Genomic DNA, 19,997 nt, shown 5'->3' on the forward strand with positions numbered 1-19,997 from the left:
CGACACATCGAAACCACAGGGCTTTACGGCGCACTCCCCTGTGGTGCAAAAGAAGCCACTCCCGGAACTTCCGCGGCAGCAGCACGGCCAGGCGTTGCAAGCCCAGCTCCATGCACTGGAGCCAGTAGCCGAGGCTGCGGCGGAGGCACAGCAGCACTACGGCCTCGAAAGCGGTCTAGGACTGCAGATCCAATTCATCGGTCAGCCTGACGTCGAACTCGCGTTCCAAAGCCTTGCGGACGAGGGGAAGAAGATCGAGCTCCTCAGTGTCTACAAGGAAGGCTCAACCACTTACGCCAACGTCTTTGTGCCTGATGGCCAGTTGGCGCGCTTCGAAAAGTACGTCGTCGAATACCTGGAAGAGAAGAAGGACAAGAACGGCAAACCCCGCGACCATAAGGCACTGCTCAACACGATCGCCTCGATCCGCGCGGCGGAGCTGCGAGCGTTATGGACCGACGACCTCGAGCTGTTGCCCAACGACGCGAGCGAGCCCTTCTGGTGGGAAGTCTGGTTGCCCGTGCGCGGCCAACGGCAAGCCGTCGTGGAGGACTTCAGAAAGCTCGCCGAGCTGGCCGGCTGCACCGTTAGTAACCAGCAGGCCAACTTCCCCGAGCGAACGGTCGTGCTGATGTACGGCTCCCAACAGCAGTTTGCACAGTCCGTCATGATGCTGAACTGCGTGGCCGAACTGCGGCGCGCCAAAGATACGGCCGAGTTCTTCGACGGCATGGCGGCGGGCGAACAGCAGCAGTGGCTGGACGCGACGCTCGCGCATGCGCAATTTCCCGTGGAGGACAGCGACACCCCGCACGTTTGCCTCCTGGACTCGGGCGTCAACCGCGGCCATCCGCTGCTCTCCCGACTGCTCGCAGACGCCGACATGCACACGGTGGAACCGGCCTGGGGCACCGACGATGTTGCCAATCACGGCTCCGGCTTGGCCGGTCTCGCTGCGTTTGGGGATTTGACGGAGGTGCTCGCCTCCACCCACCCCGTTGCGCTGGAACACCGCCTGGAGTCGGTAAAGCTCACGCCTGACGAGGGGGCCAACAAGGGGGATGCGAAGCACCACGCCTACTTGTTTGCGGAAGCCGTCAGTCGTCCCGAGGTCGCCGCACCGCAACGGCGCCGGGTCTTCACCTCGGCGGTGAGCGCGTCGGACTACCGCGACCGCGGTCGCCCATCGTCGTGGTCCGCGACGGTCGATCGACTCGCGGCCGATTCGGACGGCGCTGGGACTTTTCCTCGCCTTATCGTCCTCGCAGCAGGCAACACGCGCACACACGACGCATGGATGGAATACCCGGTCAGCCTTTCGACCAACCTCATTCACGACCCGGGACAAGCCTGGAACGCCGTCACCGTCGGGGCGTACACGGACAAGATCGAAACCGAGACAGTAGGCGTCAGCGCGATCGCTGCGGAGGGTGGCCTGAGCCCCTTCACGACGACCTCACGGACGTGGGACAGCGCTTGGCCGTTGAAGCCCGATGTCGTTCTGGAAGGTGGCAATGTCGGCCAGGACGCGTTTGGGGCGGCGGGAATGCCGAGCCTCAATCTCCTCACGACACACCATCGCCCGCATGAACGACTCTTCACCACGACTAACGCGACCAGCGCCGCATCGGCCCAGTGCGCCCGCATGGCTGCGCAGCTCATGGCCGCCTATCCATCGCTTCGCCCGGAGACCGTGCGCGCGCTGATCGTCCATTCGGCCGAATGGACTCCCGCGATGCGCGAGATGTTCTTGCCCGCGGGCAAGAAGCCGACCAAGCAGGATTACGCGAATCTCATCCGGCATTGCGGGTGGGGCGTGCCGGACTTGGACCGGGCACTGTGGAGCGCAGGCCATTCGCTCACGCTCGTGGTCGAGGACTTGGTGCATCCCTATGCCAAGGAGAAGGGCCGAGGTGTGGTCACTCGCCATATGAACCTGCACGCCCTGCCTTGGCCCCGCGAGGAGCTCGAAGCCCTGCAGGACACCAAGGTCCAGATGCGAGTGACCTTGTCGTATTTCATCGAGCCCAACCCGTCCGCTCGCGGCACTTCGTCGAAGTTCCATTACCCCTCGCACCGTCTTCGGTTCGACGTGCAACGCGCACTGGACGCATCAACCGAGGACTTCGTTGCCCGCGTGAATGCGGCGGCCAAGCGCGAGGATGAAGGCGACCCGGTGGATCCAAAGGATCCCGACTGGTACTTGGGCGACCGCCAACGGCATCGCGGTTCCCTGCACCAGGACGTTTGGGAGGGCACGGCGGCAGATCTGGCCAGCCGAGGCTTCATTGCGGTCTACCCTTCGACGGGCTGGTGGCGAACTCGGCCAGCTCTGGAGCGCTACGACCTGCCGGTGCGCTACAGCTTGGTGGTCTCTCTCCGTACCGAGCAGGTCGAAGTTGATCTATACAACGCGATCACGCAGAAGATTGCCATTGCAACTTGATAGTCTTCATCGGTTACCGGCTCCTCAAGGCAGGGAAGACTAGAAATCCCGACCAGCGGCGCCAGACACGCGCATGGCGCCCCGGTCGTTCGTGCTTCCTACAAGCAGCCGCAAATGGCCGACAGCCTACTGACTTCCCGTTGCCGTTGAGCGGCAGGAGGGCTCAGAAAGATGTCATCGACTGGTCGCGGATCTGAATGACCGGCTCGGGTCGTTTTGAGACCGTAAGCCCCACCTCGCAGATCGGCGAAGAAAAAGAGCGGACCATGCCGCGATGGGCACGATCCGCTTGGGGGTCAGGCTTTCAGCTTGCGCAGGCCTTCCGCGGTAAGCGTCCGCCCAGCGCCGCCCAGCACCGTCTTTCGTTGGTGACGGGGATCGCCCAGAGTGGTGCCCACCAAATTTCTGGTGGGGACCACTTTGGCCACGAACGGCATCACCCGGGTGACCCGCAAGGGGCGCCCGAACTACCCGATCGACTTCAAACGCCACCTTGCCGCGCTCGCCTGCGAGCCGGGGATCTCGGTGGCAAAGCTCGCCCTCGAACACGGCATCAACGCGAACTTGCTGTTCAAGGGGCGCCGTCACTACCGTGCAGGGTGGTTCGGCGAACCACAGCCGGCGCATCAGCGGCCCCGCGGCCGCGCGTGTGCGAAGCGCCGAAACTGTTGCCGGTGATGACCGTGTCGCCGCCAGTCGACCAGTCGTTAGCACCGACGGGCATCAAGCCGGCGGCCGCGCTCGAGATCGTTATCGGCGGAGCGACCGTGCGGGTGCTTGGTGAAGTCAGTCGCGACGCACTGTGTACGGTCCTCGACTGTTTGGCCGAGCGGGCATGATCGGCTTGCCGGCAGGCTCGCGCATCTGGCTGGTGGCCGGCGTGACCGACATGCGTCGTGGCATGGACGGTCTGGCGGCGATCGTGCAAGGGGCGCTCGCCGAGAATCCATTCTCCGGGCACGTCTTCATCTTCCGAGGACGGCGGGGCGATCTCGTAAAGTTGCTGTGGTGGAGCGGGGACGGTCTGTGCCTGTTCGCGAAGCGCCTCGAACGGGGTCGCTTCATCTGGCCGCAGGCGACCGAGGGGGCTGTGCATCTGACGGCGGCGCAGATGTCGATGCCACTCGAAGGCATCGACTGGCGTCGCCCTGAGCGGACTTGGCAACCCGACTGCGCGGCCTGAAGATCGGAGCATGGCGCCCCCGGGGGGCTGTTCACGCCCCGCGGCATCGCGTAGACTTCCGTCATGCATGCGACGACGCCTCTTCCCGATGACCAGGCTGTGCTCAAGGCCCTGGTGACGGCCCAGCAGGCCGAGATCGCGCGCCTGAACCTCATCATCGCCAAACTGCGTCGGATGCAGTTCGGTCGCCGCTCCGAGCAATGGGACGGTATGCTCGCTCAGCTCGAACTCGCCCTCGAGGGCATCGAGGCTGCCCAGCGCGATGCGGCCGCGAGCGTCCCGCCGGAGACGACCAGCGACGCAGGCTCGTCATCGAAGCGCCCCGCCCGCAAACCCTTGCCCGATCACCTGCCGCGCGAGACAGTCGAACACGCGCCCACCGAAAGCAACTGCCCCGACTGCGGCAGCATCTTCGTGAAGCTCGGCGAGGACGTCTCGGAGATGCTCGAGTATGTGCCGGCCCACTTCAAGGTCATCCGGCACGTGCGCCCGAAGCTCGCCTGCTCGCGCTGCGAGCGGATCGTGCAGGCGCCGGCACCTACGCGGCCGATCGAGCGCGGACTGCCCGGGCCGGCCTTGCTCGCGCATGTGCTGGTGGACAAGTTCTGCGATCACCTGCCGTTGTATCGGCAAAGCGCCATCTACGCGCGCTCGGGCATCGAGCTCGACCGCTCGACGCTCGCGGATTGGGTCGGGTAATCGGCGCAGCTGCTCGACCCCTTAGTCGAGGCGCTGCGCCGCTATGTGCTTGCCGCCGACAAGGTCCATGCCGACGACACCCCGCTACCGGTGCTCGCGCCCGGCGAAGGCCGGACCAAGACGGCGCGGCTATGGACCTATGTTCGGGACGATCGCCCAGCGGGCAGCAATGACCCTCCGGCCGTGTGGTTCGCGTACTCGCCCAATCGCAAGGGCGAGCATCCGCAGCGTTACCTGCGCATCTTCACCGGCATCCTGCAGGCCGACGCCTATGCTGGCTTCAACGCCATTTATGCGACTGGGCAGGTGCAGGAGGCCGCCTGCTGGGCCCATCTGAGACGCAAGCTCTTCGATGTGCATCGGGCGCAGGCTTCACCGATCGCCGCCGAGGCGCTCACGCGGATCGGTCAGCTATACGCGATCGAAGCGAGCGTCCGCGGCGAGCCCCCACCCATCCGCCGCGCGGCACGGCAGGCCCGGCTCGGGACCGGCGCTCATCGTCAACACGCCGCCAGCGCTGGGCGACGGGCCGGCGGCGCCTGCGCCTGCGTCCATACCGCGTGCGGCGCCCGTGGCATCACCATCGCGCCCGACCGATGCGACGCCTGCCCGGTCGGCCCGGCCGGCGCGGCCACGGAAATCGGCATCGGCTGCCCGGAAGAGCAAGGAGGGCGCGCGTGCCACGGCCGCAGAGGCGGTGGCGTCGCGCGACAAGTCGGCGGCCGAGCGCGATGTCGATATCCTGACCGCCATCATCAAGAGCGAGGGGAAGTAGAGCGTCGGCAACGGATCGCCCCGAGCGGCGACGCCGTGGTGGTGCGGCGCGAGGTTTGCAGGCTCAAGAACCGCGCGGCCGTGCCGATCACCAGAGGGTCATCCGATCCCGATCCTTGCCGATGCCTGTGCCGCGAACCCACCGTCCACCAGTGTGCGCTCATGCGCCCTTGTGGCGTCGGGTGATCCTTTTCGTCGCGATCCTCTTCGTGGCGGCTGCGCCCGGCCGCGCGTTCGCCGCGCCGCCGGTCGAGATCCTCGTCGTTCACGCGTATAGCCAGGAATACCCATGGACGCGGGGACAGCATCTCGGCTTCATGAACGGGCTGGCGCGGGACCCGCATCGCGCCTATGACGTGCGTGTCGAGTATCTGGATACCAAGCGCACCGGATACGACGAGGCGTACGCGACGTCCGTCGCCCGCCACCTGGGGGAGAAGTACCGTGGCTATGGACCGGCGGCGGTCTATGTGACCGATGACAACGGATTGTCCTTCGCCCGCAACCACCTCGGCGACCTGTTTCCCGGGGTGCCCGTGTTCTTCTCCGGCGTGAAGACTCGGCAGTCGCCGGGGTGCTCGATCCGCAGCGGATCACCGGGGTGTTCGAGAAGAAGGAGATCGCGCCGAACCTCGCCCTGATGCGCCAGCTGGCGCAGGACCTGCGGGAGATCGTGGTGGTCGGCGATGCCTCCGAGACCTATCGCGCGATCGAGCGGCAGATCCGAAGCGAACTGGCGCAGCACGCGGGCATCCGGGCCCGCTTCGTGACCGCTGGCCGGATCGACGCATTGATCGAAGGCCTGCGCGCCGAGCCGTCCCGTTTCGTCCTGCTCTCAACGCTCGGCGCGGTGACGGACCGGCAGGGGCGCACCTTGACTCTTCCCGAAACGGTCGGCGCCATCGTCGCTGCCGGCAATTTCGCGATCTTCAGCGTGGAGGACGCGTACTTGCTGACTGGTGTGCTGGGCGGGTACGTGACCAGCGGGCCACGCCAGGGGGCGACGGCCGCCGCGCTGTTGCGCCGCTACCTGGATGGCGCGCCGATGGCGGCGATCGCGCCGGTCCACAGCAGTCCCAATCGGTATGTGGTCAACGACCGGGAGATGGCGCGCGCCGGAGTCACCCTCGCTCCCGCGCTGGCAGCGGAGGCGGTTCATCTAGACGCCGAGCCGGGCTTCTACGAGGCGAACCGGGGGCTCGTGCTCGGTGCGCTGTACCTGCTCGTGGCGTCCACCGTCCTCGGGCTGGCCGTGGCCACCTACCTCTACGCGCGCAAGATCCGCCCTTGCGCGATATCGCGGGGCGGGCCGTGCGCATGATCGGCACCGTGCAGGATGTCACCCGACGCAAGCATGCCGAGCAGGCGCTGCCCGACAGCGAGATGCGCGCGATCCGTATCATCGAATGCGCGCCCGATGCCATGCTGGTGACCGACCGACATGGACGCATCGTGCAGCTGAACGGCCGGGCCGAAGAGGCCTTCGGCTACGCCCGCGACGAACTGGTCGGGCGCGCGGTCGAACTTCTGGTGCCCGAAACGCTGCGCGAGCGGCATCGGCGTGCGCGTGACGGGCTGGCCGCAGCGGTGCATCAGACGCTCATGGGCAGGCGCCGGAGCCTGGTGGCGCGCCACAAGGACGGCCGCGAATTCCCGGTGGAGCTCAACCTCGCGTCGATCGGTAGCGGCGAGGATGCGCAGGTGATCGTCTCGGTGGTGGACGTGAGCGAGCGCAGGGCCATGGAGGCGGAGCTCACGATGCACCGCGACCGCCTCGAGGAGCTGGTGGTGCAGCGCACGGGCGAGCAGATGCGCTTCGTGGTCCGTGACACCGGCATCGGGATGACGGCCGAGCAACTGTCGCGTCTGTTCGAGCCCTTCGAGCAGGCCGACAGTTCGACGACCCGCCGATTCGGTGGCACCGGGTTGGGGCTCGCCATCAGTCGCCACCTTGCGCGGCTGATGGGCGGTGAGATTGGTGCCAGCAGCGAGCCGGGTGTGGGCAGTCGCTTCGAGCTGAGCCTGCGCCTGCCCGTGTGCGAGGCGGCGCCCTCGGGTGATCCCGCGGGCGTGCCGCGGGAGAAGCGGAGGCTTGAGGGGCTGCGTGTGCTGTCCGCCGAGGACATCGAAGCCAACCGGCTGATCCTCGAGGATCCGCTGCAGCACGAGGGCGCACGGGTGGACTTCGTCGGCAACGGCCGAGAGCTGCTCGAGCGTGTCGAGGCCTGCGGTGGCGACGCATTCGACGTCGTGCTGATGGACGTGCAGATGCCGGTCATGGACGGCCTGGAGGCGACCCGCCGCCTGACCCGCATGGCACCGGGATTGCCCGTCATCGGCCTGACCGCGCACGCCCTGGCCGAGGAGTGGCAGCGCTGCATGGCCGCCGGCATGGTGCACCATGTCGGCAAGCCGGTCGATCCGGACGAACTGGTCGCCGCGATCGTCGTGCACGTGCCCTCGTGGGACGGTGGCGCGCCGGCATCGCCGCGAGCTAAGGGCGAAGGAGGCGAGCGACCCTTGGCCGAAGGGCTGGTCGACTGGGCGGCCCTCATCTCGCGCTATCCCTGCCGGCAGGAGTTCCTCGCGCGCCTGGCGGCCAGTGCCCTCGACGGTCTGCGCGACAGCGTGGAGCGGCTGCGCAGCGCGCTCGAGAGCGGCGATCTGGATGCCGTCGCCTTCGTCGCCCACGGCATCAAGAGCGTCGCCGGAAATCTGATGGCGGGCGAGGTGCAGGACCTGGCAGCGCGTACCGATGCGGCGCTACGGAAGACGCAGGCCGATGGACAGGCGCTCGCGGCCCAGCTGATCGATGCGCTCGAGCGCCTGATGGCCGAGCTCGCGAAAGGACCGCCGGCGGGCTATTCCTCCGCCGCCAGTGCCGCGCGCGCCGCCGGATAGCCCTGGGCTGCGGCGCGCGCCATCCACGCCCGGCTCTCGTCCACGTCCAGCGGCAGCCCCTTGCCGGTCCGATACATCACCGCGATCGCGTACTGCGCTTCTGCATCGCCTGCCTCGGCCGAGCGCGCGAACAGCGCCGCGGCGCGCGCCAGGTCGGGCTCGACGCCCCGCCCGGCCTCGAACATCCAGGCCAGTCGGGTACGCGCGCGGACATGCCCGTCCTCGGCGAGTCGACCGAACAGCGCCGCGGCCTCGGCGTGGCGGCCGCCTGCGGACAGCCGCTCGGCGCGCGTGAAGTCGTCCGGCGCGGCGTCGGGGCGCGCCATGGCGGCGAGCTGGTCGGCGGCGTCCTGGTCGCCGCCCGCCGCCGCCAGGCCGAGGTAGTGTCGCGCCTTGTCGGGATCCGGTCCCAGGGCGCCGCCCGGTCCGTAGAGCAGCCCCAGGCGGTACTGGGCCTTGCGTCCGCCTGCGTTGGCCGCCGCCACGTACAGCGCCTCGGCCTTGGCCATGTCCTGCGCCTCGCCCAAGCCGTCCTCGGCGAGGATGCCCAGGTTGAACAACGCCTCCGCATTGCCGACGCCGGCGAGCACCTCCCACACCTCGCGGGCCGCCGCGTAGCGCCCCATCTTGAACTCCGCGTAGGCCTTGTAGTTTCCCATGCCCGGATTGCGGACCCAGTCGGCACGCGTGCTGTCCTGCGCGGCGGCGGGCAGGGCGATGGTGATCAGGGCGGCCAGGACAATGTGACGCAGGCTTCGGGGCATGGGTTCTCCTCGGGTGATGGGGGGCGGATCAATTGTCAGGCGGGCCGCGCACGAGCAGGGGGCCGCCCGTCGCTCTCGTCCTTGAGTGCCACGCCGGTCAGGCCGCGTCGGCGCGCCTCGCACATCCATTAAGGATACCACCTCTTTTTGAGTGGGTAATGCGGGATCCGGGGTGCCGAGCCGTTGGGGTCAAGGGCGGGCGCAGCCCGGCGCAGCGAACCCTTGACGCCAAGGGCTCGGCGGTACGCTGGTCCATGGCTGGATGCAGCGCAGTTGTGCATCCAGCCATGGAGACAAGGGCGGCTCCGTTGGGGTGGCCTCGGGTAGGATCGCCGTCCGCGTTGAATCTGCAGGGATGACAAGTAATGCATGCGAAGTTGTTCGAGGCCGCTCTGGGCATCACCGATCCGTGGCGTGTGATGGGGGTTGATTTCGACACCGCCAAGAAGGTGTTGACGATCAGTGTCGATTTCGTCGCGGGCAGCCGCTTCGCGGTGCCGGGCGTGGCCGGGGCGTATCCGGTGCATGACACGGTGAGCAAGCGCTACCGGCACCTGAACTTCTTCCGGCATGAGTGCTACCTCGAGGTGCGGGTGCCACGCGTGCGCTTGCCTGACGGCGGCACCCGCCAGGTCGAGCCGGATTGGGCAGGCAAGCTCGCCGGCTTCACGCTGCTCTTCGAGGCGCTGCTGATGGCACTGTGTCGTGAGATGCCCTTTGCCCCGGTGGCCCGCGTGGTGGGTCTGTCCTGGCACCGCGTGAGCGCCATCTGCAAGCGCTACGTCGATCTGGCCCTCGATCAGGCCGACTTCTCCGAGCTCAAGCGCCTCGCGGCCGACGAGACCTCGCGCGCCCGGGGCCATGACTACATCACGTTGGTGGCCGATGCCGATGAGCGCCGCGTGCTGGTTGTCACCCAAGGGCGCGATGCGGTCACGATCGAGGCATTTGCCGCTGACCTCAAAGCCCACGGCGGCGATCCGCAGGCAATCGAGTCGATCTCGATCGACATGTGGCCGGCCTTCCTCAAGGGGGTCACGGCGAATCTGCCCAACGCCACGATCACTTTCGACAAGTTTCACGTCATCGCCCACGCCAGCACCGCGGTCGACAAGATGCGTCGCATCGAGCAGCGCACCGACCCCTCGCTCAGGGGATTGCGCTGGAAGCTGCTCAAAGACCGCGACGCGCTCGGCCTGGCCGGGCGCGCCGATCTCGACCTGTTCGTCGCGCAGGTGGCCACCAAGCGCACAGCGCGCGCCTGGTGAGTGTGGTCACCCGATTTGAGGGCCCGATGTTCACGCACTGCGATGGCCGTCGGGGGTGATGGCGCAAAGGCAAACGCCTCGGGCGATGGGTGCCGGCGGCGTTTTTTTGTTGAGCGTCTCAATCAGAAAGGCGGCTCATCAGGAGTGTGGGATCGGAACAGATCAGGCTGGACGAGGTTTTCGGGGGAGTGGTCCTGGTAGTAGCGATGGAGCTGTCCGCCGTAATGGGCTTCGAAGAGGAGCACGAAGTCGTTGAGGAAGGTGTGGATCTCGACCACCGCTTCATCGGCGAGGGTCGGCAGGGATAGGTCGGCAGGCGCGCAGTCGGGTCGCATGGCAGAGTCCTTCGTGGTTTAGCGGCCGGCCCCCGCGCGGCGTGGCGCGGGCGTCTCGGGCTGGGCAAAGACGTCGAGGTAGAGCTTCTCGTCGAGCTGCGGCAAGTCCCGTTTGGCGGCGGCGGCGAGCAGTTCGGCGGCGAGCGTGGTGAGGATGCGGTAATTGCCGGCGGCGTGATCGCAGAGCGTGCTGGCGAGCGCCGGCGTCATCAGGCTGGCGTTACCGGCGCCGGCGGTGAGGTGGTTGAGGCAGGCCGCCAGCTCGTCACGGCTGGCATGCTCGGTGGCGAGCCGGGTGCGGATGCGGCTGCCCAGCGGGATCAACTCCTCGCGCCGCAGCTTCTCGATCAGGCGCGCGTCGCCGGCCAGCACCACGCAAAGGAGCGGCTGCGAATCGAAGCGGGCGCTGGCGAGCAGACGCAGCTCCGAGAGCACCGCCGGGCTCATCTCCTGGGCCTCGTCGATGAGCAGCACGGCGCGCCGGCGGGTCGACTCCAGGTGCGCAAACCAGACCTCGCGCAAGGCCTTGAAGCCGCCCCAGCGGTTGTGGGGGCGCAGCGGCACGGCAAAGATGTCGCCCATTTCGCGGTAGAAGTCGGCCAGGTTGCTTTGCGGGTGGTTGATCGCGCCCACGGTGACGTCGGGCAGCCGACCCGCCAGATCGCGGTAGGCCGCGGCCTGCGCCGCGTCCATCGCGACTTCGCGGAACTCCTCGTCGTAGGGCGGCAGCACGTTGCCGCCGATGTCCTTCAACTTGAGGAAGACCGTGAACGGCAGGACGCAACGCAGCACGCCCTTCGGACCGAAGCCCGGCGCCTTGACCGTGCGCACCGATACCTTGGTGCCCTTGGCCGTTTTGTGCGCCGTGCCGGTGCTCTCGGAATAGATGTCCTTGCCCGCACTGCCTCAGCAACCACATCCCAACTCCCCACAGCGGAGCGGTCACCATAATGACGAAATTGCGGGCGAGCCGCGGGAACATGAGTGCCATGGGAGTCTCCTGGGCATGTCGATAGAGAGAAGCGGACATGCGCGTGGGCATGTCCGGTGCCGAGACCTCAGGCCACCGCTTCGAGCGGCAGGTCGGGGGTGATCGGGTACCCGGAGGCGTCCGTGGTGAGCACGTTGCTTCGGATCAGGCTGCCCAGCGCCTGGGTCAGCGCCGGTACGTCGATGGCGAGCCGATGGCCTTCCAAGGGCCCGAGCGCGAACGGAAGGCGGGTCAGCATCGACCGCGCCTGCAACAGCTCCAGCACGATGTCGCGCCAGTGATCGAGCAGCGGCAGCGGGCAGGTGTCCCGCACCAGGGACCACAGCCGCTCGAGCCGGTGTGCGGATTCGAGCGGCAGGAGTGCCAGCGCGCTGGCGTTGGCCTTGTCGGGCTTCACGGCGCGACGGTCGAACAGCCACACGTTCGTCAGCGAGCCGAACAGCGTGCGCCTGTAGGCGCGGGTGATGCGCTTCTCCAGGTTGTCGACGTTGCCGACGAAGACCGGGACGCTCGCGCCCTGCTCGGTGATGACATGGAACTGGTCCAGCCCCTGCTCGTCGCGGCCCAGGGTCAGGCGAGCCAGAAACTCCTGGACGGCAGTGTCGCGCGCCCAGATCGAGAGAAAGACCAGGTTGCCGTTCTCGTCGCCGATGCAGCCGTCGGCCATCAGGTCGGGGCATTCGTCGATGCGGTACAGCGTCCTGGATGATGCGGTTGCAGGCATGGTGTCGTCCTCGAAGGAATCGGAGACAGCACGGCCCGCCGGGGCAGTAGCTGCCCCAAGGGGTGGAAGAAAGCGCCGGGAACGGCTTGGCGAAGAGAAAGACCTGTGCGTCGCAACGCACCGTAGCCTTGAGGGTCTTGGCTACCTGGGCATGTTGCCGGCAACGCCGACGGACATGGGCCTAGCCTGCTTCAATGCCAAGCGGGACGTGAGCGAAAAACCGCTGCGCGCACTGCTCACGTTGATCGGCCCTCACGCATTCGGGCACCCCGACAAAGAAGAAGCGGACCATGCCGCGATGGGCACGATCCGCTTGGGGGTCAGGCTTTCAGCTTGCGCAGGCCATCCGCGAGCAGCCAGAGTGCCCGGTTGAGCCGGACGTTCTGGTCGATGCCCTGGACAGGCCGTGTGCGCTGCTGGCGCCCGTTGGCACTGCGGCCGGTCAGGCCGCCTTTGACGAGGTTCTCCTGGACCCGGTTGAACGTGGACCACAAATCTGCGTGGTTATCGTCGAAACGACGGGGCCGCAGGATCTGGCTTTCCGTGATCGGCAGGGTCTTGCCAGGTTCGTCGTACTTGAGGACCAGAGCCGACCGGGCGAAGACTTCGGCCTCGCCGCCGTCGAGCGTGATGGCACGCATGGCGTCGCGCGAGTCCTGCACCTGCTCGAAGCCATGCAGCACCTCGTAGGCGCCCTCGATCACGTGGTCGGTGACATTGCCCTTGTGGGGTACGCGCACGTCGGCGAACGTGTCGCCGCAGACCAGGCCGTTCTGGCAGACGAAACGGAACATGCCCGCCAGCATCTGGTAGCTGCTGGTGCCGTCGTGCGAATTGAGCAGGATGATCTCGTTCGCCTCGGCGCCGTTGATCTGGCTCGCATGGCGAAGGCGCAGCATGTGCTTGGTGTAATCGCGGCGGTCTTCCTGCCGCACGCGGGTCTGGCACACCATGAACGGCTGGAAGCCTTCCTTGCGCAGTTCGGCCAGCACAGCCGCCGTGGGGATGTAGCTGTACCGCTCGGAGCGACTCTCGTGCGGGGTGTCCGCGAAGATGGAGGGCGCGACGGTGCGAATCTGGTCATCCGACAGCGGTTGATTCGACCGCAGCACCGGGGAACGATAAGCGAAGCGGGATGCGAGTTGCATGACGATCTCCTTGGATAAGAGACCGGAGCCCCGCCCCACCGGGGAGGAGCCCCGGCGGGTGGTGAAACGCCGCTGGCGCGGCGGTTGGAATCAGGCCTTGGCGAGATGCCAGCCCTGGGATAGCGGAGCGAACTCATAGCCCAGCGCACAGAGCCGGTCGCGCTGCTGACGCAGAATGCGGCGATCGACGGTGGCGTCGAGCTTGACGATCTCGCCCAGCGGCCAGAGCGCACCGAACAGCGCCGCGTCATCCGCGTCGGCCGTGGCCTCTGGGGAGGCAGCGGCCGGCGCGCTGCCAAACGGCGTGGTATCGACCAGGGGATCGCGCGTGTTGCGGGACTTCGGCCTGGCCGGCGCCGTGGGTGCGGCCGGCGCGGGAGCCTGCGCTTCCTCGTCGATCGGATCGACTTCCTGCGGACTCAGCCGGCGGGCTTCGTCGCGGCTCAGGGCGTCGATGTTGGACAGGGTCATTCCGCCCAGAAGAGCACGGATCTCGATGACCATGCGGCCGTTGGCGCTGTACGTGGAGGGGCGAATCTCAGCGATGACGAAATCGCCTTCGTACTTGCCTTCGGTGTACTGGTCGAGTTCGGCGTTCTTCACGACGAACTCGCCGATGGAGGTAGCGAGGCGGCCGACGTTGAAGTCGCCGTTGCGACCGTGGATGGTCTTGATGGCCAGTTGGCCGGGGATGGTGATCATGGAGGCCTCCTGCTGAAGAAGAGAAGACAAGGCCCCGGGGATGGGGCCTTACGGATCAGAACGACTCGGCGGCTGCCGATGCGGGGGCATCGGCAGCGTCGTCCGCGGCGGGCTTGGAAGACTCCGGTGCCGGGGCTTGCTGCGCGGCAGGCGCGTCGGATGTCACGGGGACTTCCGGGTCGTGCTCGTCGGTCTCGGTCGGTTTGGACTCGGCCTTGTAGACGAGCTTGCCGTCGACCTTGATCCAACTGACGAACAGCAGGCGGGCCTTGAGGCTCACACCCTGCTCGCCGGCACGCTTCCCCTTGGAGTAGGTGAAGGTGTCGGTCCACAGGTCGCCCAGACGGAAGCCGATCATCACTTTCCTCTCGGCATCGACAGCCTGGATGCAGCGGCGCACCAGGTGCTGCGCTTCCGAACCCGATACGCGCGTGTCGAAACGCACGTACGAGACGTCATCGCTGGGACCGTTCAGGGCCGCGATGTCGCAGGCCAGGAACGCATCACCTTTCTTGGGCTTCACTTCGCGAATGCGATTGAGGTACCCGAGCCCGGTGATGTGCAGATCGAAGTAGGACTTTTCGGTGGAAGAGGTCATGGTGAATCTCCTGAAGAACAAAGAGGCGGAGACACACCCGACCCAGGCGGGGAAGGTGTGGAACCCCCGCGTGGGTTGATGGAACAGCTTCGTGGCATCACCATCGGGAGCCGATGGGCGTTCGCGCATGGATGCCGGTGCGAACTGGGATGATCAACGCGGTCGGAACCGTGCCGTAGCCTTGAAGATCGTGCCTACCTGGGCATGTTGCTGACGGAGGTCAGCTGAACATGGCGGGAAGCGTGGGGGTAGGACGCCACCCGCGCGAGCGGAAATCGGTATTCGTCAGTGCCCGATTTGGTGTAGCGTCAGTGACGAAGCGTCCGGGACGCGGGGGGTGGCGGGGGGTGGCGACTTGTTGTCTTTCTGGGGCCGGCAAGAAGCGGTTGTTCCTGCCGCTTCAGGCTGAAAGGTAGCCGATACAGTGGCGCAGTCGCACGACGGGGCCATTCGCAGACTAGACGATCCATGGTGCCTTCACTGGCAACCTTGGATACCACGGCATTCGGGTCGAGGAAGTCACTTGGTGGGTTGGAAGGAGTCCGTCGCGCCATCATTCAGTGACGCATGGCTTGCTGCAGATTCAGTCAGCTCTAACCAGACCCCCTGGCGCTCCGCGGAGGCCGCCCAGACGCCCATGGAGACAGGAGTGCCGCGGTTGCCGATGATGACTAAGAGGTACCGGGACCGTTGGTCCTGAAAGGTCTCCAAGTACTCGTGCGTGGTCTGGCGGTCCAGGCCTGAGGGAGAAGGCCGCGGCTCGGGGTGCGTATGCCACAGGCCCACTGCATGCTTGCCCAGGGAGAATGCGGCGTGGCGTGCCCGGTCGGCCGCAGCTGCATCCGGGATCCAGCCATGTCTTCGGCGGTGATCGCGCGGGTGGGGGCCGGCCGCGGCACTGATGACGAGGCCGGTCGCGTTTGGTGCGGCGCTGAAGATTTCACCGCCCGCTTCCTTCTGCCACGGCCGGCGTTGAGCGTGGACGTACATATGCGCGAGGACTTGTTCGGTAAACAGGACGTAGCGCGTGGAGTCAGGGTAGAAGAAGATCCGTATCACGGGAAGGGTCGGGTCAAAATGAGACCCTCGTGAGGGGCCGCCGGCAGTGCCCAGTCCCGAAGTGCCAGGCCGGGCCAGTGCTTGTCAAGGAAATGTTGGCCTCGCACCCAACTCACCACTTGGGCCGTTGCCGAGCCGTCGGTGCCGTCGATCAGGTCCAGGGCGTTCTCGGTGACGAGAGCGACCGCATGGGCTGCCGCTGCCGCCGTATAGGTCTGGAACCGGCTGCTGCAGCCAGGCTCCCGACGAATCACCTCGTCTGGCCAGGACACCGCTTCGAGATCGTTCAGAGGATCCCTACTACCCTGGATCCACGGCGTCTGCGGCGGAAGAGGGCACGCGTGGGCAGCCGCGGCATATGGCTCCATCCAACCGATCAGCAGCGGACAAGGATGCTCGTGTCGGGCTTGGTCAACGTACCAGCGCACATCCGGCTCGCCGGTGAGATCGAGGACGACGTCCACGCCGGACAGAGCGTGTTTCTTCAGCCAGCTTTCCACGGTCATCGCGTGAGGAGTAACGACCGTGGCGGGGTATCCGAGATTGACGCGCCGGGCAGCGGCGCCGGCCTTTCTCTTACCGATCGATTCAGCACCCAACAGGTGCCGTCCGATGTTCGCTGGCGAAAGATCGTCGGCGTCCACCACTGTGATAAAGCCGACCCCGGCCTTGGCTAGATGGTCGATTACCGGACTGCCAAGAGCACCGGCGCCGAGAACAAGGACGCGCTTACCCTGACGATCCGCCACTTCAGGATGCTGGTCACGCCCCACTGTCCAATGCGGATCGAGGCGGACTGCGCTGAGCGGCAAGGGCCTGCTGAGGGGCGGATACGTTTTCTTGCGCTTGCCGTCATCCACGACAGTCGGCGGGCCGCCTGGGAGCAGGTACGCGAAGGCGGCCTCGGAACTGCGCAGCAAGACCACCCGATGAATGCGGCGGCCACGCCGACTGGTGGCGGAACGGAACATCTCGTACTCAGCGGGCTTGAGGCGTCCTCCGAGGATCAGATCCAGGTCGGATGCGGTCCGTGGCCACGTACTTGGGGTGAGGGCGTGTGAAATGGGGATGTCGGCCACCAGAACGCCGATGTGCTGGCTTGCCCCCTTGCCCATGGACTGGATCAATCGATTGGTGATGGGTAACTGTTCATCGGCTGCGATGACGATCCGCTCGGGTAAGAGGAGCAGGCCCTGTCTGACGATGGCCTGAGCGGGGCATGGATCGAGCGTCCAGACGGCCCGGACTGGATCGCTGTGGGAAAGGGACTGGGCAACCTCGATTGCCCAGTAGTTGAGGGCCTCTGCAGCGAAATCGCCATCCAGGCCGCCAGCCAACCAGGGTGCCAGGAAATGCTCCTGGTAGGCCCAATGCCGTTTAGTTTAGCCTGCCGCGCGGCCCGGGCGCGCCCTCGACTTCATGCCGGATGGTATAATTGCATGCGTAAAGTACTGATAAACAAGGATAAATCATGATGTTGTACTTGCAAGTTCTATGCCAGTTTGACCGATCTGTTGCGCCGTACGCTCACTGACCGCGACTTCATCGATGCCCACCGCCAACGCCCGCAGGACTTCACCCAGCAGCGCGCGCTGCCCTTCGCGACCGTGGTGACCTGGCTGCTGCTCAACTTCCAATGTTCCATGCGGCAGGCGCTGCAGCGCCTGCTCGACGATCTTTCCGGCGGCAAGCAGAGCGCCGTCACCAAGGGCGCGCTCACGCAGGCACGCGCGAAGCTGAAGCCTTCGGCGCTGGTCGCGCTCAACGCGTCGATCGTGCGCCACGCCGAACAGGGCGGGCGGCTCGCACGCTGGATGGGGCATCGGCTGCTCGCCGTCGATGGTTCGAGCCTGCGACTGCATGCCTTTCCAGAGCTGGCGAAGGCGTTTGGCGGCTTGCGCCACGACAGCGGACTGCGGCCGCTCGCGCGGGTGTCGTTCGCCTTCGATGTGTTGAACCGCATCGTCGTCAGCGCCGCGTGCGCGCCGTGGAAACAGGGCGAGCGGGCGTTGTTCGCGCAGCAGCTCGAGGCGATCGGGCCCGACGATGTGATGCTGTTCGACCGCGGCTATCCGGCGCTGTGGCTGTTTGCGCTGGTGCGCTCGCGCGGGGCGCACTTTTGCGCGCGCATCGATGCGGGCCTGTGGTCGCGCGCCTTCGACCTGCTTCTGAACGGCACCCGCGAGCTGTGCTACGTGGCGCGCCTCTCCGAGCGGGCGCGCCGCGTGTGCGGCGAGTTCGGCGTCGAGTATGCGAGCCTGCGCCTGCGCATCGTGCGGGTGCGCCTCGCTACCGGCGAGCACGAGTACCTGGTCACGTCGCTGTGTGACGCCGAGCGCTACCCGCTGCATCTGTTCGCCGATCTCTACGCGCGCCGCTGGGCCGTCGAGGAGGGCTACAAGCAGTTGAAGTGCCGGCTCACCGCCGAGAACTTCTCCGGCAAGAGCGCCCTTGCGGTCGAGCAGGATTTCCATGCGCGCGTGCTCCTGATGAATCTGACCAATCTGTTCGTCCTCGAGGCCGACCGGCGCATCGACAAGCACTGCGCCCATCGCCAGCATCGCTATCAGGCCAACCGACACTATGCGCTCGCGCAGGTGCGCCGATGGCTGCCGCGCCTGCTGCTCGGGCGCGCCACCGTCGCCCTCGTCGCGACGATTCTGCGGCGCCTCAGTTCCGAGCCCGAAGCGGTGCGACCCGACCGAAGCTATCCGCGCGAACCCAGGCCACTGCAGCGCGGATATCCGTTTGCCTACAAGGCAGTGGCTTAACTAAACGGCATTGCTGGTAGGCCTGCAGAAGGAGAAGAATTCTGTCTTCGGGCGAATGCCCCGAGCCCGGGCCTGGGTCTCCGTCGGTGCATAGGACGCCAGCTTGGTCGAGGTGCGGAACACGCAGCACTGCGTCGGGAGAGAGAACGATTTCGGCCCGAGCATGCTCAGGAAAACCCTTTGGCAACCGCAGCTCTGCCCACCCGAATGCTCTGCCCGGCGGAAACGCCGGCAGTCTTAACCGATAGGCTGTTGCGCCGCGGTCACGGCTCAGGGCGGACGGTAGCAAGTCCGGGAAGTGCTGGTGGACACTGGTTAGGTCCAGATTTGCAAGACTCACACGACGGCCTTATGCCAACCCTCGTCCGGGACGAGTCGGCGGCGGCGCGGGATAACGGGCAGACGACAGACCTGTACCGTCAGTCGTGGGCGCCGGAATGCCGAACACTTCACGGACGCGCGTGGATATCTCCTGCGGCTCGGTCAAGGCCAGGATCGTCTTCAGATCCGCGGACAGGGCCTTGCACCATGCGACAAACGCCCTATATCGAGTCCCACCGTCGTGATTCCACTTTTCAGCAAAGTTCTCGCCCTCAACGGTCGCGTTATCTACCCGGTACTGGTCTTCGAGTTTCAGGACAAGGTGGGGCAAGAGGGAGGCGAGATCGTCGAGCAATTCCACCGGATGAGCGTAGACGCGGCCGAGGTCGGCGAGACCCTCGTAGCAACTGGTCAGCAGGGTCACGATGATGATTGAGATCGGCTTGGCCTCGCCTGCAATGATGCCCCGTCGCACGCACATGTCTCGATGGCGCTTGAAAAGGCGGATGGCAACCCGCAGCGTATCGGTAATCTCCACTGCCTGCTCTAGCACAGGCGCGACCTCCGCCTTCGCCTCACGTAGTACTGCAGTTTCCAACGAGACTTGACGGATCAGGGGCCGCTTGGCCGTGTCATCGATCCACTTGGTCATGCCTGCGGGGTTCGATGTTTTCCAGCGTTCGGTCGGCGTGTCCACGACTGCCAAGGCGGTTGCTCGGTATGCGAAAGCTGCCCGGTACCGGGGCGCCATCGACTCCATGGTGTACTGGGGCACGTTGTTCAGCGGCACGGACGGGGTGAACTCGAGATAGAACGGCCGGTTGGGGAACGGAATGTTCCAGCAGCGTTTCTTCGCTTCTGCCTCGAGCTCCTCAAGGGCGTCCCCGACCGACTGAAAGAAACCCATCGGGTCTTGCGCTGCGACGCGGGAGATATCGACCTGGCAGACGGCATCGATGTCGAACTTCTCACCGCCGAAAGGGGAGCGGATAAGGGTTTGCGTGCTGGCGGAGCCTTGAGGCAGGATTCTGATGGTGTCATTCGGCCAGTCCAGCTTCGCGACCAAGAGTCCCGCCACCTCCCTATAGGCCTCGGCCGCGGCGGCGATTTCTTCCGGGCGCACCGTGATGTGGAGGTTGGCGTCATTCAGTGCCCGAGCCCAAGGACTGTAGGCCAACAGTAGATCTCGCTCCGCGGAACGGGTCAGGCCGTCGTTCCGCAAAGCGGCAATCGATTCGAGGGACTCGGTAAGGCGGGCAGGACGGGTCCGCTCGGCTTGAAGGACCAGATCGGCGCTTTTCGTGAGGGTCATG

At 66.2% G+C, this 19,997-nt stretch carries 17 protein-coding genes and 3 pseudogenes; 9 read left to right on the top strand and 11 right to left on the bottom strand.

The features are described from left to right. Positions 1-43: 43 nt before the first annotated feature. The 7 genes and pseudogenes from CJ010_RS10665 (at position 44) to CJ010_RS10705 (ending at position 8,003) form a co-directional block, all read left to right on the top strand. Positions 44-2,446, top strand: coding sequence for a S8 family peptidase (locus CJ010_RS10665; protein WP_240794560.1), 2,403 nt, complete (start codon positions 44-46; stop codon positions 2,444-2,446). 387 nt (positions 2,447-2,833) lie between these two features. Further along, positions 2,834-3,124 carry a transposase gene (locus CJ010_RS10670; protein WP_205754933.1) on the top strand — a complete coding sequence of 97 codons (291 nt, stop codon included), beginning with the start codon at positions 2,834-2,836 and terminating at the stop codon, positions 3,122-3,124. 157 nt (positions 3,125-3,281) lie between these two features. Continuing rightward, a complete protein-coding gene (gene tnpB, locus CJ010_RS10675; protein WP_141018016.1) occupies positions 3,282-3,629 on the top strand; it encodes an IS66 family insertion sequence element accessory protein TnpB in 348 nt (115 codons plus the stop codon). A 63-nt stretch (positions 3,630-3,692) separates the two neighbouring features. Then, positions 3,693-4,838 (top strand): annotated as a pseudogene (locus tag CJ010_RS25425) (IS66 family transposase); the annotation flags it as partial. A gap of 446 nt (positions 4,839-5,284) precedes the next feature. Beyond that, positions 5,285-5,743, top strand: a complete 459-nt coding sequence (locus tag CJ010_RS10695; RefSeq protein ID WP_141018018.1) for a hypothetical protein — start codon at positions 5,285-5,287, stop codon at positions 5,741-5,743. Continuing rightward, positions 5,677-6,423: an ABC transporter substrate-binding protein gene (locus CJ010_RS10700; protein WP_141018019.1), complete on the top strand. Its 747-nt coding sequence runs from the start codon at positions 5,677-5,679 to the stop codon at positions 6,421-6,423. The genes CJ010_RS10695 and CJ010_RS10700 overlap by 67 nt, the downstream gene beginning before the upstream one ends. Beyond that, positions 6,390-8,003, top strand: a complete 1,614-nt coding sequence (locus CJ010_RS10705) for a PAS domain S-box protein (RefSeq protein ID WP_141018020.1) — start codon at positions 6,390-6,392, stop codon at positions 8,001-8,003. Before CJ010_RS10700 ends, CJ010_RS10705 begins: the two co-directional genes overlap by 34 nt. Here the strand turns inward: CJ010_RS10705 and CJ010_RS10710 are convergent. Further along, a complete protein-coding gene (locus tag CJ010_RS10710) occupies positions 7,964-8,767 on the bottom strand; it encodes a tetratricopeptide repeat protein (RefSeq protein WP_141018021.1) in 804 nt (267 codons plus the stop codon). The genes CJ010_RS10705 and CJ010_RS10710 overlap by 40 nt on opposite strands. 365 nt (positions 8,768-9,132) lie before the next feature. Between CJ010_RS10710 and CJ010_RS10715 the strand changes: the two are divergent. After that, positions 9,133-10,032: pseudogene (locus CJ010_RS10715) on the top strand (ISL3 family transposase); the annotation flags it as partial. A 125-nt stretch (positions 10,033-10,157) separates the two neighbouring features. Here CJ010_RS10715 and CJ010_RS10720 read toward each other — a convergent pair. The 9 genes and pseudogenes from CJ010_RS10720 to CJ010_RS10755 all read right to left on the bottom strand — a co-directional run bounded on the left by CJ010_RS10720 (position 10,158) and on the right by CJ010_RS10755 (position 16,929). Next, the gene (locus CJ010_RS10720; RefSeq protein ID WP_141018023.1) at positions 10,158-10,370 is read right to left on the bottom strand and encodes a hypothetical protein; all 213 of its coding nucleotides are present in this window, start codon (positions 10,368-10,370) and stop codon (positions 10,158-10,160) included. Between the two features lie 18 nt (positions 10,371-10,388). Continuing rightward, positions 10,389-11,003: an AAA family ATPase gene (locus CJ010_RS10725; protein ID WP_371415707.1), complete on the bottom strand. Its 615-nt coding sequence runs from the start codon at positions 11,001-11,003 to the stop codon at positions 10,389-10,391. Positions 11,004-11,015: 12 nt separating this feature from the next. Continuing rightward, positions 11,016-11,264: pseudogene (locus CJ010_RS25280) on the bottom strand (DEAD/DEAH box helicase); the annotation flags it as partial. Positions 11,265-11,428: 164 nt separating this feature from the next. Further along, the gene (locus CJ010_RS10730; RefSeq protein WP_141018013.1) at positions 11,429-12,085 is read right to left on the bottom strand and encodes a hypothetical protein; all 657 of its coding nucleotides are present in this window, start codon (positions 12,083-12,085) and stop codon (positions 11,429-11,431) included. Between the two features lie 320 nt (positions 12,086-12,405). Further along, on the bottom strand, positions 12,406-13,233 hold the full coding sequence (locus tag CJ010_RS10735; protein WP_141018024.1) for a DUF932 domain-containing protein: 828 nt from the start codon (positions 13,231-13,233) through the stop codon (positions 12,406-12,408). A gap of 90 nt (positions 13,234-13,323) precedes the next feature. Next, positions 13,324-13,935 (bottom strand): DUF3275 family protein, encoded by a 612-nt coding sequence (locus tag CJ010_RS10740; RefSeq protein WP_141018025.1) that lies wholly within the window; start codon positions 13,933-13,935, stop codon positions 13,324-13,326. 55 nt (positions 13,936-13,990) lie between these two features. Next, a complete protein-coding gene (locus CJ010_RS10745) occupies positions 13,991-14,533 on the bottom strand; it encodes an STY4534 family ICE replication protein (RefSeq protein WP_141018026.1) in 543 nt (180 codons plus the stop codon). Positions 14,534-15,052: 519 nt separating this feature from the next. Then, on the bottom strand, positions 15,053-15,592 hold the full coding sequence (locus CJ010_RS10750; protein WP_240794561.1) for a Mov34/MPN/PAD-1 family protein: 540 nt from the start codon (positions 15,590-15,592) through the stop codon (positions 15,053-15,055). Beyond that, positions 15,589-16,929 (bottom strand): ThiF family adenylyltransferase, encoded by a 1,341-nt coding sequence (locus CJ010_RS10755; RefSeq protein WP_240794562.1) that lies wholly within the window; start codon positions 16,927-16,929, stop codon positions 15,589-15,591. Before CJ010_RS10755 ends, CJ010_RS10750 begins: the two co-directional genes overlap by 4 nt. A gap of 165 nt (positions 16,930-17,094) precedes the next feature. Here CJ010_RS10755 and CJ010_RS10760 point away from each other — a divergent pair, with 165 nt between their 5' ends. Continuing rightward, positions 17,095-18,363, top strand: coding sequence for an IS4 family transposase (locus CJ010_RS10760; RefSeq protein ID WP_141018027.1), 1,269 nt, complete (start codon positions 17,095-17,097; stop codon positions 18,361-18,363). Between the two features lie 349 nt (positions 18,364-18,712). Here CJ010_RS10760 and CJ010_RS10765 read toward each other — a convergent pair whose 3' ends face one another. Then, positions 18,713-19,996 carry a nucleotidyltransferase gene (locus tag CJ010_RS10765; RefSeq protein ID WP_240794563.1) on the bottom strand — a complete coding sequence of 428 codons (1,284 nt, stop codon included), beginning with the start codon at positions 19,994-19,996 and terminating at the stop codon, positions 18,713-18,715. Between the last annotated feature and the right edge of the window lies 1 nt (position 19,997).

It is taken from the genome of Azoarcus sp. DD4 (genome assembly GCF_006496635.1).
Lineage (GTDB): Bacteria > Pseudomonadota > Gammaproteobacteria > Burkholderiales > Rhodocyclaceae > Azoarcus.